16 protein-coding genes and 1 pseudogene are annotated in these 13,181 nt (G+C 35.9%); 6 read left to right on the plus strand and 11 right to left on the minus strand.

Annotation, left to right across the window (positions count from 1 at the left end; genetic code table 11):
• Positions 1-125: 125 nt before the first annotated feature.
• From M3226_RS09025 to M3226_RS09050, 6 genes and pseudogenes are all read right to left on the minus strand, one after another.
• Positions 126-275, minus strand: a pseudogene (locus tag M3226_RS09025) (GTP cyclohydrolase FolE2); the annotation flags it as partial.
• Between the two features lie 54 nt (positions 276-329).
• A complete protein-coding gene (locus M3226_RS09030) occupies positions 330-857 on the minus strand; it encodes a MogA/MoaB family molybdenum cofactor biosynthesis protein (protein WP_251564556.1) in 528 nt (175 codons plus the stop codon).
• A gap of 94 nt (positions 858-951) precedes the next feature.
• A complete protein-coding gene (gene dcd / locus M3226_RS09035; protein WP_251564558.1) occupies positions 952-1,527 on the minus strand; it encodes a dCTP deaminase in 576 nt (191 codons plus the stop codon).
• 187 nt (positions 1,528-1,714) lie between these two features.
• Positions 1,715-1,864 (minus strand): 50S ribosomal protein L33, encoded by a 150-nt coding sequence (gene rpmG, locus M3226_RS09040; RefSeq protein WP_251564560.1) that lies wholly within the window; start codon positions 1,862-1,864, stop codon positions 1,715-1,717.
• A 23-nt stretch (positions 1,865-1,887) separates the two neighbouring features.
• Positions 1,888-3,069, minus strand: a complete 1,182-nt coding sequence (locus M3226_RS09045) for a GTP-binding protein (protein WP_251564562.1) — start codon at positions 3,067-3,069, stop codon at positions 1,888-1,890.
• 89 nt (positions 3,070-3,158) lie between these two features.
• Positions 3,159-4,160 (minus strand): CobW family GTP-binding protein, encoded by a 1,002-nt coding sequence (locus tag M3226_RS09050; RefSeq protein WP_251564564.1) that lies wholly within the window; start codon positions 4,158-4,160, stop codon positions 3,159-3,161.
• A gap of 506 nt (positions 4,161-4,666) precedes the next feature.
• Between M3226_RS09050 and M3226_RS09055 the strand changes: the two genes are divergently transcribed.
• From M3226_RS09055 to sufU, 3 genes are all read left to right on the plus strand, one after another.
• Complete coding sequence (locus tag M3226_RS09055; RefSeq protein WP_251564565.1) at positions 4,667-5,059, plus strand: (2Fe-2S) ferredoxin domain-containing protein; 393 nt, start codon at positions 4,667-4,669, stop codon at positions 5,057-5,059.
• 15 nt (positions 5,060-5,074) lie between these two features.
• A complete protein-coding gene (locus M3226_RS09060) occupies positions 5,075-6,061 on the plus strand; it encodes a CobW family GTP-binding protein (protein WP_251564567.1) in 987 nt (328 codons plus the stop codon).
• 98 nt (positions 6,062-6,159) lie between these two features.
• Positions 6,160-6,612 (plus strand): Fe-S cluster assembly sulfur transfer protein SufU, encoded by a 453-nt coding sequence (sufU, locus tag M3226_RS09065; protein ID WP_251564569.1) that lies wholly within the window; start codon positions 6,160-6,162, stop codon positions 6,610-6,612.
• 138 nt (positions 6,613-6,750) lie between these two features.
• Here the strand turns inward: sufU and M3226_RS09070 are convergent, their stop codons facing one another.
• From M3226_RS09070 to M3226_RS09090, 5 genes are all read right to left on the minus strand, one after another.
• On the minus strand, positions 6,751-7,926 hold the full coding sequence (locus tag M3226_RS09070) for an FAD-dependent oxidoreductase (protein ID WP_251564571.1): 1,176 nt from the start codon (positions 7,924-7,926) through the stop codon (positions 6,751-6,753).
• 21 nt (positions 7,927-7,947) lie between these two features.
• A complete protein-coding gene (locus M3226_RS09075) occupies positions 7,948-8,301 on the minus strand; it encodes a hypothetical protein (RefSeq protein WP_251564574.1) in 354 nt (117 codons plus the stop codon).
• 74 nt (positions 8,302-8,375) lie between these two features.
• Entirely contained in the window at positions 8,376-8,645 is a 270-nt protein-coding gene (rpsN, locus tag M3226_RS09080) for a 30S ribosomal protein S14 (RefSeq protein ID WP_251564576.1), read from the minus strand.
• Positions 8,646-8,915: 270 nt separating this feature from the next.
• The gene (locus tag M3226_RS09085; protein ID WP_251564578.1) at positions 8,916-9,269 is read right to left on the minus strand and encodes a DUF1980 domain-containing protein; all 354 of its coding nucleotides are present in this window, start codon (positions 9,267-9,269) and stop codon (positions 8,916-8,918) included.
• A gap of 2 nt (positions 9,270-9,271) precedes the next feature.
• Positions 9,272-10,288 carry a permease gene (locus M3226_RS09090; protein ID WP_251564580.1) on the minus strand — a complete coding sequence of 339 codons (1,017 nt, stop codon included), beginning with the start codon at positions 10,286-10,288 and terminating at the stop codon, positions 9,272-9,274.
• Positions 10,289-10,520: 232 nt separating this feature from the next.
• Between M3226_RS09090 and M3226_RS09095 the strand changes: the two genes are divergently transcribed.
• Genes M3226_RS09095 through M3226_RS09105 form a run of 3 tightly spaced genes read left to right on the plus strand, consistent with a single transcriptional unit; the run spans position 10,521 to position 13,167 of the window.
• Positions 10,521-11,330, plus strand: a complete 810-nt coding sequence (locus M3226_RS09095) for a metal ABC transporter ATP-binding protein (RefSeq protein WP_251564581.1) — start codon at positions 10,521-10,523, stop codon at positions 11,328-11,330.
• A gap of 7 nt (positions 11,331-11,337) precedes the next feature.
• Positions 11,338-12,186 (plus strand): metal ABC transporter permease, encoded by an 849-nt coding sequence (locus M3226_RS09100; RefSeq protein ID WP_251564583.1) that lies wholly within the window; start codon positions 11,338-11,340, stop codon positions 12,184-12,186.
• Positions 12,187-12,234: 48 nt separating this feature from the next.
• Positions 12,235-13,167 carry a metal ABC transporter solute-binding protein, Zn/Mn family gene (locus M3226_RS09105; RefSeq protein ID WP_251564586.1) on the plus strand — a complete coding sequence of 311 codons (933 nt, stop codon included), beginning with the start codon at positions 12,235-12,237 and terminating at the stop codon, positions 13,165-13,167.
• Positions 13,168-13,181: the final 14 nt, after the last annotated feature.

Genomic DNA, 13,181 nt, shown 5'->3' on the forward strand with positions numbered 1-13,181 from the left:
TTTGATGACTTGTAATTTAAACTCTTTGGAATGTTTTGTGCGTTTCATGATGTCAACCTCCTTGGTACATTAAGCAGTATAATAAATTTTACTCTTACTGTCCAAGTTCATTTTGGGGCTAATAAGACAGCATCTAGTTCAAACAAGAAATTTTTCTTCATATTTTGTAAATCTGACATCTTTTCTTTTTCGCTTGGCTTCGTTTTTAATCCTGGTTCTATGGAGCCAAACAGCTTTAATCGCTCACTCTTTGGGGGAAGTTTAAAATCTTTCATACATACTCCTTTATAATTCAATAAGCAATATATAACTATTAAATTATTACCATTTTAATAACTCTCCATTTTGGAGTCTTTACGTATTTCTCTGACTACATGGGATATCTCTGGTATAATGAGTTTTTCCATAGCTAGTTTGACTGCCCCACTAGATCCTGGCATGGAAAAAATAGCAGTATTATAAGCTACACCGGCAATGGCTCTGCTTAAAATCGCTGCAGAACCAATATCCTCTAAATAACTAAGCATTCGGAATATCTCCCCAAATCCTGTCAGTTCCTTTTCTAATAAACTTTGAACAACCTCCACTGTAACATCACGACTTGCAATACCTGTTCCACCATTTATTAGGACAACATCAATCTCTTTATCAAGACATCCCTTTTTAATTGCTTCTTCAATTACCTCAAAATCATCTGTAATGATTTCATAATCATGTATTATATGAGAATTTTCTTCTAACAACCTGATAATTAAGTTTCCACTTTTATCTGTATCGTTCGTCCGTGTGTCACTGACTGTGATGACTTTGCAATTTACTTTTTTAGGCGATTCTTGCTTATGCTGCTCAACACCCATTATCTTTCCCTCCTTTTGATTACTTTTATCTACATTATTTCTTTTCATATTAGAGAACTAATCTCACATTAAACCCAAAAATAGAGAGAAGAATTTAATCAAATTCTTTAAACTTGTAGTTGTACCTCGAATTTAATTCTACAGATTCTTCATCTAAATAGACTCTGCTTTCAGTGGTCCTGTTTTGACAACAGTATTTTCCCATATAGGGAGTCGTTTCTTGATCTAAAGTAGCTAGGACCAACTGACAGATACGCATTCCTGCTTTTAATTCGATTGGAACACGGTTAGCATTATAAAGTTCTAAAGTGATATGCCCTTCAAAACCTGGGTCCACCCATCCAGCATTTTGAATAAACAGGCCTAATCTTCCAATGGAGCTTCTTCCTTCTACAAAAGCGGTCATATTATTAGGTAAGCGGATCCACTCAAGGGCAGATCCTAATACGAAGGATTGAGGTGGTATAATAATCGTATCTCTACAAAATTCTTTATAGTAGGCGGGTTTGTCAATGTTAATAAGTGGAACAACCTTTTCATCCACTGTTAAAAAATGATTGGATAACCTTAAATCAACAGAAGCAGGCTGTAGTTGCAACTGTGATAAAGGATCAATTATTAGCTCCTTCTCTTTTAACTTCTTCAAAATGGTCTTATCAGAAAGAATCACACTCTAACCTCCTATCCTATTCTATTTGCTTTTGCCCAAAATGCTTAGGTTAGTAGAATTCTATTATTCTATGAAGAAGTACTATTAGTGTATTGTTCCCTTTAAAGTGATTCTAAAAAGTATGCGCCTTTGTCGAATAAAGGCGCACAAGGGATAAAACGTTATATCCTAATTACGTAAATCTTTTTTATTTTGTTTCGCGATGTAATGAATGTCTTTTTAAACGAGGGCAATACTTCTTTAATTCCAATCGATCTGGATGTGTTCGTTTATTTTTGGTTGTAATGTAATTTCGATCACCTGTTTCTGTACATGCTAACGTAATTTTTACTCTCATATTAAATTCCTCCTAATTTTGTTTTATGCTTCCACAAATTGCGGTAGTGGATCTTTAAATGTAGACCACTCTATCGTTAGTTCTTCTTCGGTTAACAAACAGTTATCAAGAGTTTTTTCAATCTCTTTCTGGTTCATATCGATTCCAATCATAACAAGCTCTGTTAATCGATCACCATAAACTTCATCCCATCTATCCAATAATTCAGGGTCTTCCTGAAAAATCTCTTGTTGTTCCTCTTTAGGATAGGCTGCAATCCACTCTCCAGCCCCTTGAAATGTGATGGACGGGCCAGCTTGTGACAGCAATGCTACTGTATTATTGCGGGATGCCAGCCATATGAAGCCTTTTGCCCGAACAACTTCCACTGGCCACTCTTCTAACCAGTTCATTAATCTTTCCGGATGAAAAGGAAGGCGTCTGCGATAAACGAGAGATGTGATTCCATACTCCTCTGTTTCCGGTATATGTTCATTATTTAATTCTTTTATCCAGCCGGCACCTTGGCTTGCTTTATCAAAATCAAATCGTTCTGTATCTAACACTTGTTCCAGTGGAACTCTGGAATGATCTGTTTCAATAATGCAAGCGTCCGGATTTAGTTTTTGAAGGACTGACTTTAATTCACGTCTATCTTCTTTTTCTATCAAGTCCACTTTATTTAATAAAATAACGTTGGCAAACTCGATTTGGTCAATTAACAAATCGACTACTTCCCTTGTATCGCTTTCATCAGTCCCTTGTTTCCGATCAAGCAGGCTTTCACCGGAGGAAAAATCATGCCAGAAACGATTCGCGTCAACCACAGTCACCATCGTATCCAGTCTGCAAAAAGCCGATAAATCAATTCCTAAATTTTCATCAACGTAGGTAAACGTCTGGGCAACGGGGATTGGCTCACTAATGCCGGTTGATTCAATCACAATGTAATCAATGTCTCCTAGAGAAGCAAGCTTCTCCACTTCTTTGATTAAATCTTCCCTCAGCGTGCAGCAAATACATCCATTCTGCATTTCCACCAGTTTCTCTTCCGTACGCGAAAAGCCTCCCTGCTTTACTAAAGATGCATCAATATTGACTTCACTCATATCATTAACAATCACAGCAACCTTTTTATTTTCCCGATTAGCTAAAATGTGATTTAATAATGTTGTTTTTCCTGCTCCTAAATATCCACTTAATACGGTTACTGGTATTTTCTTCACTTTTATTTCTCCTCTTTAAACCTGAATGATTACGATTTAGATGATATACCTTTACACCTAATCTTATGATTTTTTCTTTCCATACGAAATTAAGATAACGAAAATTGGGAAGCATAGGAGTCTTGAATAGTCATAATGTCTATATCTTTCCCAATTAACACCATACAAGGATCTAATGTAATTTTTAGCGGAAAATCCCCTATGTGAACTTGATTCGAACTGTATTGAAATGGATACAATCCCGGTTTATCTTGCAAGTATATGTATCCTTTTCCACGCATAATCCCTTCTGGCAATGATTTTAACCATTTCTTTAGTTGTCTTTTTGTAACAGAAGGCACATCTTGAAATGTTATGGTTTTAATGCTGGTGTGCTGTACATGATCATGATGGTGTTTATGGTGATTACAAGAAGAATGAAGGGAATCCCCACAACAATTTGTTTGATGTTGATGTGAAAAAACAGTCGTGTTCGATCGTTTTTGTAATAATTGTATAAGATCAACATTTCCATATGAAGTTTTAATTACCGGTGTATTGGTATCTAGCAACTTACTTATTTTCACTTCAATTTTTTGTAATTGTTTTTCTTTCACAAGATCAACTTTATTGAGAACAACCACTGTTGCCCCCTTAATTTGGTTTTTAAGCAAATCACGAATGGTTTTCGAAGTAAATATATCTTGATTATCTAAGTATGCATTTGCATCAATCATACTAATGACGGATTGTATGTCAAAAGAATTCACAAAAGGGGGACTGGCGATTACTTCTACGATCTCTAACGGATTGGCAACGCCTGTTCCTTCAACAAATAATACATCTATCGGTTTTTCCATGTGTGCCTCTACCAGAGTTGTTAAGGTAGCTTTTAAATCTTCTTGAATGGAACAACAGATACATCCATCCAATAACTCAAATACATTTTCGTCTTCAAACAAGTGATTTTCAACATTCACACTTCCTAGCTCATTTAAGAGAATGGCAGCCTTCTTTTTTTGTGATTTACAATATTTTAATAAATGTAGCAGTAATGTTGTTTTTCCGCTTCCCAAAAATCCTGAAATAATATAAGTCGGTATTTTTTTCAAAATAATCCTCCTCGAATATCAATGGGATAATAAAACCTAAAATTTAGTCTTATATTCCAACTTATATGACCAACATCACCCATAAATAATTGATAAACACCCCATTCTCCCAACGAAATTAAAATCGTAACCATTACGATTTATATGATAGCAATTGTTAATTTACCACTTTTTTATTTTTTGAGCAAGTTCTTTGTTAAAAATATTATAATTATTTGTACCTTTGTGTAATAACGTAAGTTCTGTAATTTGGGCTCCGTATGGTATGTACTCCTTAAACCTGAATAAGACAGCACGTCCCCTACTTACTAATTGAACCCATGTTTATCCAATTTATGTTGCATATGGATTAGACATAGGTTAAACTAAATCGTAATGATTTCGTTTTATCTCTAATAAGTTGTAAATAAAAGGAAAGGATGTAATAAGTGTAGTAAAAATCCGAGTAAGGAAAGTTATCACTTTTAAATCGTAATGATTTTGATTAAATGAAAGGAATGAAAAATATGGCTACATGGGATTTAAGTACGACTAAAAATCATGTCCTAATATGTAAAGGGAGCAGCTGCAGCAGGGTGGGTGCAGAGGAACTAACACAAGCAATTCGTAAAGAAATCTCAGACCGAGATGCAGACGACGCAATCCATACAACCCGAACTCGTTCCAATGGAAGATGCCAAGATAAATGTGTTGTCATCTCCTATCCTAATGGGACTTGGTATAAAGATTTAAAACCTGAGGATGCCTCCATCTTCATTGATTCTCTTCTTGCCGGTAAGGATTATAAAGAAAAGATAAGCCATTTATTTAATGGTGAAGGTTTTGAACATGTAAACGGAGTAGTCACCGGGATACAGAAAGACAAAGAAAAGGTAAGCAAAGTTTCGAAAATACTTTAAAAGGAGTAGAAAATAATGACTTTTGTAGGATCAAAGAAAATCCCAGTCACCATTCTGACTGGATATTTAGGTGCAGGAAAAACAACACTTTTAAATCGAATATTAACGGAAAAGCATAACCAAAAGATTGCGGTTATTGTCAATGAATATGGAGAAGTTGGAATCGACAATCAGCTAGTGGTTGGTGCAGATGAAGAGATTTTAGAAATGAACAATGGCTGCATCTGTTGTACAGTACGTGGGGATTTAATTCGCATTTTACGCACACTCGTTTTTTCAATGGAACAAGGAAAAACGAACTTTAATCGAGTTTTGATTGAAACAACGGGTTTAGCGGATCCTGCTCCAGTTGCCCAAACATTCTTTATGGATGAATTACTTTCCGAAAAATTTGAAGTGGACAGCATTATTACCGTTGTCGATAGCAAACATATTACAAAACATTTGGATAGCCATGATGAGGCACAGGAACAAATTGCCTTCGCAGATGTCATCATTTTAAATAAAACAGATTTAGTTTCGGAAGATGAGTTAACTAGGTTGGAACGAAGGATGAGTCAAATGAATCCAACAGCAAAAAGATTGTATGCAGAAAATTGCAATATAAAGCTAGAAAATATTTTAGGTATTCACACATTTGATGTGAACCGAAAGCTTGAAATTGATCCCCATTTCTTAGAGGATCATCATCATCACGACCATGATGATAAGGTGTCATCAGTTGCTTTTCAAGAAGAAAAGCCCCTTGATCTTGACAAGGTAGATAAATGGATGAGTTCCCTTATTCAAGAGAAAGGGGAAGACTTATTACGCTATAAAGGTATACTTTATGTTAAGGGTATACAAGAACGAATTGTTTTTCAGGGACTTCATATGCTGTTTTCAGGACGACCTGACAGGCAATGGAAAGAGAATGAAAAAAGAATCAGTGAACTCGTTTTTATTGGTAAGGATTTAATTAAAGAAGAATTAGAACAGCAATTTAAAAATTGCATTGCATAGCAAATTACCAAATCCTTTATGATAGTAACAATCAACTATCGGAATATTAGGAAGAAAAGTTATGTAAAGATACGATGAAAGGGGGAAACATCTATACCATGCTTGATAACCTGTACCGACAAGTTATCATGGACCATTATAGCCACAAAAGAAATTTTAAGGACCTTTTCGGTAGTACAATCAGAAAAGTGCATTATAAAAACCCTACTTGTGGGGATGTAATGACTTTATTTATTGAACTTGTCCAAAATCAGGTACTAAACGCAGCGTTTATAGGGGAAGGCTGCAGCATTAGTATGGCATCTGCCTCAATGATGACGGAACTCATTAAACATAAATCAGTTAAAGAACTTTCATGTTTACGAACTGCTTTTGAACAGTTAATCCGACATGGAGATATAACTGATGGGATCGACCTTGGTGACTGCCTATCACTACGAGGGGTTCATCAGTTAAAAGCTAGACACAATTGTGCATTAATGACCTGGCAAGCTTTAGATAAGATTTTAAAAAATGAAAAGGAATATTGCACTCCTTTAATGATTTATTAGTACTGGAAACTGATTACTATTGCAAAAAAGAACAAAAAAACTAATTCCAACGGATTAGTTTTTTTGTTCTTTTATATGCTATTTCTATCTTATTATAAGTACTTTCAAATTAATAACCGTTAATAGACTTATATTCTTTTATAAATGCTTTACGATCCGTTCGGCTGCTTGTCTTGCTCCAGAAATATTACGGGCAATCGGGCCCATTTCAAGCTCTGCTAATGCACCGGTAACATATAAATCCTGACCCCATTGTAAGGTTTTCGATACGATAGGATACCCGCATTCCGCACAAGGTAAATCCAAAGTCTCTACGATTGGCAATATCCATTCACTTCCAGGGAGGCATGGTAAATATCCAGTTGCAAGCAGTACAGTCCCTGTTTTTGTAATAAATTTTCCATCCTTATCGAAAAGATGAATGCAAGCATTCTTAATTTGACCTTGAACGATCTCCCCTTCTTCAACAACAAGGGATTCATTTTTGATCCGATTTAATAACTTTATATATAAGTCATGGGGAATGGAACCCCTATGTCTGGCACTTAAAATCTCCTCCCTCCTTTTTACATAACTTTCTTCATTGCGAAATGCATTCTGCAGTTTTGGACCTAACCAGCCTGGATCGCTATCAAAATCATGGATCCTGAATGGATGCCGTTTCAACAACGTGACTTGATTAGGGTACAGTTCACTCAACTTCAGTGCCAAATGAATAGAGGTTATTCCTCCCCCTACAATTGTAATGGGAAGCTTCAACCTTTCGAATTCAGGTAACGTTTCATCAAAAATATGATAAACACTTCCAGGAGATTGTTTATCAAGATCCATTGCCCAATCCGGTATATTGGTCTGTTCACTTATTCCAATTGCCAATACAAGCTTTTTCCCCTTTATTTCACGACCGTTTTTCAACTGTACCTGCCAGCCTTCACTTGTTTTTAATACCACCTGTACCTCTCCTTGAACCCATGTCTCTCTTATCATTAGGTCATTTACAAGATGATCACAGTGATTGTTAAACATTTCCAGCGACGGACGCTTATATTGACCATAAAAGACAGTACTTTGATGATAGGAACCCTTCTTTACAAATGATTGAAGGCTAAATGGATCAACGTCCAAATGATGAACGGATGGGGAACGCAAATATGGCATCGAGATCACCTTCGTATTTCGCTTCCAATTCGCTAATGGTTCGTTATTACGGTCGATGATCGCAAGTTTATCCACCTTTGTTTTTCCCGTTTTCAGCATAAAGACTGCTAACGTTACTCCTTGAATTCCACCGCCTATAATTATCCACTCATACATAAAAACACCGCCTATAACAAACTAAGAAACAAATATAAAAGCCCACTGATTATCCTTTCTTCCTTTCGCATATCTCATCATCTCCGTACAATCAATCCACTTCATACGATTACACCTTTCATCTATCACCTGATCAATTTCTGCCTGTGCCTCATCCATTAATTCCTTTATGTATGAAATATGGAGTGAAAAATTGTCTGCTGCCACTTTAAATGGTGACTTTTCACAAAGTAGCTGAATAAACTGCTCCTCATTTATTGCGATTTCCTCCAATTGATTTTCTTTACTCTCTATAAACTGATAGATTTCTCGCTTCCGATCCGGTAATTTTAAAACAGCACTACGATGTAAAAATCCCCATAAAATTGGATTCATTCTGTACACCTCCATATTTCCAGATAAGTTCAGCCATCAAATTTCTCAATATGACGGCTGAACGAGTATAACATCTACCAACTTGATTTCTTCACTCCCGGAATTTGCCCTTTATGAGCGTACTCCCTAAAAGCAATCCGAGACATTTTAAACTTTCTTAAATACCCTCTTGGTCTTCCTGTTACCTCACATCTATTCTTTAAACGTGTCAGTGATGAATCTCTAGGAAGTTTCATTAGTACCTCAAAGTCCCCTTTTTCTTTTAGCTCCATACGAAGTTCCGCGTACTTTTTCACCATTTCCTGACGTTTCTTTTCCTTTACTATTTTCGATTTTTTTGCCATTACTAGTACCTCCTATTATTATCATCCATCCTTATTTAAAACGTAATAATTACGATTTACACGTTAAAAAAATAGATCAATTTTGAAGTGTTTTTTGATTAAAAAACAGGTTTATCATTCTCCTTTCCTTTGTTTTGATAATCGCATATTATTATAAATCGTAATCATTACTATTTTCAAGTTTTTCTTCAGGAAAACCGATATTACTTTGACTGACCAGACGGAAATTGGTCCAATCATGTTGTTCACATCTTTCTCATTAGAAAAACATTACTCTTTGAAAGGGACTTGAATGGTATTAATAAAATCATTTAAAACCAGAGACAATATAATCACAAAGATGAATAAAGAAGATTTCATGAAGATACTGAACAGTGAAGAAGATGGATCACAAACTTCACAATCGCAATCTGCCCCATTTAAATCGCTGTTCAAAAGACGGAAAAAACCGATGATAAAGAGGCTTATCATTGCAAACAACAAAAAAGGAATCATCTTGGGTTCCAGTATAATCAAGATTTTGTTTGATACATAAAGCTTAAAAATTACTAAACTAAAACCAATTAAAAGGATTCCTTGTAATTCATTGTTAAATTGCCAAATAGGAACTTGCTTTTTCTTCATCTTTAAAAACCTCCATTTATTAGGTGGGCTGCCAGCAAGGATAGAATAAGTACTGTTATCGTAACAACAAGAAAATAAAATATGACAAATTTAATCTTGAATGAAGATAACATCACAAATACATTCTTTAAATCCAAAATGGGACCATAAACTAAAAAAGCTAATATTGCACCTGGATGAAATACATGTCCTAGAGAAGCCGCAACAAATGCATCCGCTTCTGAACAAAGTGAAAGAATAAAGGCAAACGCCATCATCATGATTGTTGAGTTTACCGGGTCTTTTGCCGGTACAATTAGGGTAGATTGATGAACATAAACTTGAGCAATACTTGCAAGAAATGCTCCAATCATAAACACCTTTCCTACAGCAAAAAATTCCTGGCAAGTATGATGCAATACCCCCTTTAGCTTTGAAGATCCTCGGTTTTGATTTAATGACCTGTAAAGAGTCAAATCCTCCATATTATTCTTCAGAATGTTCACTTTGTTAAAACTAATATATATTACTGTTCCCGCAATAACAGCTGTAAATATACACAAAATAAATCGTCCGTATAAAATTTCAGGCTGATGTTGAAAGGCATAATAGGTAGAACCAAATACAACAAAATTCATAATTGGTGCTCCAATCAAAAGTATGGTCCCGGCATGCACTGGCATCCCCTTTTGAATCAATCTTCTGACTACCGGGATAATTGCACATTCACACACAGGAATGATGAAAGATGCAAGTAATGCTGTAATCATTGCAGGGATTGGCCTTTTGGGGATCAATCTCTGTATGATATCTTCGGATACAAATATTTGAATCACCGATGCCATAAATGCACCAATGACGATAAAAGGAAGTGCTTCGAGTAAAATCCCAAGAAAAACAACAAATATAGTCTTCCATTTATCTTGAAAAATACCTCCTATGATTTGAGGGATTTCATCATTTCCAAAGAAAAAAAGATACACAATAAACAAAAATAAACCAAATAGGAATATGTCCTTTAAAGAAGATGAAATTGTCATAATATAGCCCCTTTTAAAACGAAATAATTACGATTTATTATTACGCTTGTCTCCTTTAAGACATTCCTGTTTTTTGTGAACCAACAAAAAGGATATCATCTGAATTGAATTTTTTCAGAAAATGTTGACAATGTAATTCGTAATCATTACTATTATTAAAGTATAAATCGTAATCGTTACGAATAACTTTTATTGTAATCTTTGAATCTAGTGTTTGAAAGGAATGGATTAAGTGAAAAATGCAATTACACTTAATAACGTGAATGTCCACCTTGGGGGAGAATGGATTCTTCGAAATTTGTCATTCAATGTAGCCTTTGGAGAATTTATGGGAATTATCGGTCCAAATGGAGCAGGTAAGACAACCTTACTGCGGGTGTTATTAGGAATGATTCAACCACAGGATGGAACGGTGAAAGTAGGTGGGAAAAATATTAAGTCTGCGGGATCTTCTATGATTGGGTACGTTCCTCAATCGCGTCTGATTGATCCGGAAACTCCTATTCAGGGGAGAGATTTTGTAAGCTTTGGATTGCCACATAAATATAGGCCTTGGCTAACAAAGCAAGACCGGATACTGGTAGAAGAAGTTTTACGTTTGACAGATTCAGAAAAATATGCAGATAAACCACTAGGTAAACTTTCAGGTGGCGAAAGACAACGACTGTTTTTAGCACAAGCACTACTTCGAGACCCCAGGGTGTTATTACTCGATGAACCGACCTCGAACCTTGATCCTGGTGCTCAAGAAAACCTTGCAGCTGTAGTTCAACGAGTCAACCAAGAACGTGGAATCAGTGTAGTATTTGTAAGTCATGATGTGAATTTAATCTCTAAATATGCGCATCAGATCCTGTACTTAACACGTGAAAAATATGTAAAAGGAACAGTTGAAGATGTGATGCAACCTGAAGTATTAACGAAGTTATATGGTGTACCGGTTGAAGTGATGAGGTCGGGTGCAAAGTTTCTGATGTCCTCTCCAAATTTAATGGAACCTGTAACACCTATCTGTGTTCATCCACATCCTGAAGTTTCATAGGAGGTAAATGATGTTTCAATATGATTTTATGCAACATGCTTTTGTAGCGGGAACTTTAGTTGCAATTATGTGTGGTGTAATTGGGGTCTATGTCATTGCAAGAGGTGTATCTTTCATTGCCCACATGTTCTCAGAAATCGGATTTGCTGGAGCTTCGTTCGCTATGTATATGGGTTGGAACCCAATAAACGGATTACTGCTTTTTACCACCACTAGTGCATTGGCGATTGGTCAATTGGGTACTAAAGTGTTTCGAAGGGATCTGTCCATCAATGTGATCATAAGTATTTTTCTTGGATTTGGACTGCTTTTCTTATCCTTATCGACTAAGAATGCGTCAAATGCATTTTCTATCCTCTTTGGCAGTGTGTTAAGTATCAGTACACAGCAAGTATGGGAGGTTTTAGGTTTATCTATTGGGGTTTTGATTTTGCTTTTAATAGGGTTTAAGATGTTAACCTTTGATTCCTTTGATCCTGTAGGTGCTGAGGCTGCAGGTTTGCCCGTTCGTGTTATCTCAATTTCCTTTTTACTTATTCTCTCGATTGCAGTGGTTGGCGCTGTACAAATTGTAGGTGCCCTTCTTGTATTCACCCTGATGACCACGCCCGCTGCAGCAGCTCGTCACTTAAGTCAAAAAGTGTCACGAATGATTCTATTTTCTGTTCTTCTTGCTGTTATCGGGTTATGGTTGGGACTAGTCATTGGATATTATACGAATCTACCAGTTAGTTTCTTTATTACCGCTATACAAGGAATCTTTTATTTCGCTGCACTAGGTTGGAGGAACTATCATGAACGGATACGGATAAAAGAGTCTTTAGATGAAACCAGTACAAAGACAGCAGCATCTTAATCAAGCTATTTATGGAATAAACATTTAAAATAAAGGAGAAATATTAAAATGGAAAACAAAATCATGCGAAAAAAATGGTATTCACTTTTAGCTGTAGGATGTTCTGCTTCCCTTCTACTTCTGTCAGGTTGTGCTGATTCATCAAAAACAACAACTTCAGCACCAGCTGGTTCTGATTCCAAAATTAAAATCGTTGCTGCTGAGAATTTTTACGGGGAAGTAGCAAAAGCTGTAGGAGGAAATCGTGTAGAAGTTACGTCGATTTTAGATAATCCTAACGTTGATCCACATGATTATGAACCTACTGCTGAAACCTCGAAATTAGTCAATGATGCGCAAGTTATCGTGTATAATGGCGCTGGATACGATGCGTGGATGGATAAGGTGATCAAATCTTCATCTTCTGCCAGTTCAAAATCTGCAATTCAAGTAGCTGAGGACATCATGGGCGTAAAGGAAGGAGAGAATGAACATGTTTGGTATGACCCAACAACCATGCCTAAATTAGCTATCAAATTGGCGGATGATTTATCCAAACTAGATCCGACCCAGAAGGAAGCTTTTAATAAAAGAGCCCAAACTTATATAAGATCGCTTGATCCATTGAAAGAGAAAGTTCAAAAACTAAAGCAAGAATCTGCAACTAATATAAGTGTTTCTGAACCAATCTTTGACTACATGGCTCAAGCTTTAAATTTAAAGATTAATGATTCTAAGTTTGCTAGAGCGATAGACGAGGGTACTGATCCTGCACCATCAGATATTGCAGCTTTGCAAAATGATTTAAATGGAAAGAAAGTTAAATTACTTGTCCATAATACTCAAAATTCAACTCCGGTGGTAGATAATATCGTTAAACTTGCAAATTCCAACAGTATTCCAATTGTAAAGGTAACCGAGACTGAGCCAAAAGGGAAAAATTATCTCCCATGGATGGTAGATCAACTGGACGATGTTGCTAAGGCAATAGATAGTAAGTAACTTGGAGATGTTAA

The sequence above is a fragment of the Neobacillus cucumis genome (genome assembly GCF_023715505.1).

Coding starts and splice junctions, on each gene's coding strand:
- M3226_RS09030 (WP_251564556.1), bottom strand. CDS start 857: ATGGGTGTTGAGCAGCATAAGCAAGAATCGCCTAAAAAAGTAAATTGC.
- rpmG (WP_251564560.1), bottom strand. CDS start 1,864: ATGAGAGTAAAAATTACGTTAGCATGTACAGAAACAGGTGATCGAAAT.
- M3226_RS09055 (WP_251564565.1), top strand. CDS start 4,667: ATGGCTACATGGGATTTAAGTACGACTAAAAATCATGTCCTAATATGT.
- M3226_RS09060 (WP_251564567.1), top strand. CDS start 5,075: ATGACTTTTGTAGGATCAAAGAAAATCCCAGTCACCATTCTGACTGGA.
- sufU (WP_251564569.1), top strand. CDS start 6,160: ATGCTTGATAACCTGTACCGACAAGTTATCATGGACCATTATAGCCAC.
- M3226_RS09070 (WP_251564571.1), bottom strand. CDS start 7,926: ATGTATGAGTGGATAATTATAGGCGGTGGAATTCAAGGAGTAACGTTA.
- M3226_RS09075 (WP_251564574.1), bottom strand. CDS start 8,301: ATGAATCCAATTTTATGGGGATTTTTACATCGTAGTGCTGTTTTAAAA.
- rpsN (WP_251564576.1), bottom strand. CDS start 8,645: ATGGCAAAAAAATCGAAAATAGTAAAGGAAAAGAAACGTCAGGAAATG.
- M3226_RS09085 (WP_251564578.1), bottom strand. CDS start 9,269: ATGAAGAAAAAGCAAGTTCCTATTTGGCAATTTAACAATGAATTACAA.
- M3226_RS09090 (WP_251564580.1), bottom strand. CDS start 10,288: ATGACAATTTCATCTTCTTTAAAGGACATATTCCTATTTGGTTTATTT.
- M3226_RS09100 (WP_251564583.1), top strand. CDS start 11,338: ATGATGTTTCAATATGATTTTATGCAACATGCTTTTGTAGCGGGAACT.
- M3226_RS09105 (WP_251564586.1), top strand. CDS start 12,235: ATGGAAAACAAAATCATGCGAAAAAAATGGTATTCACTTTTAGCTGTA.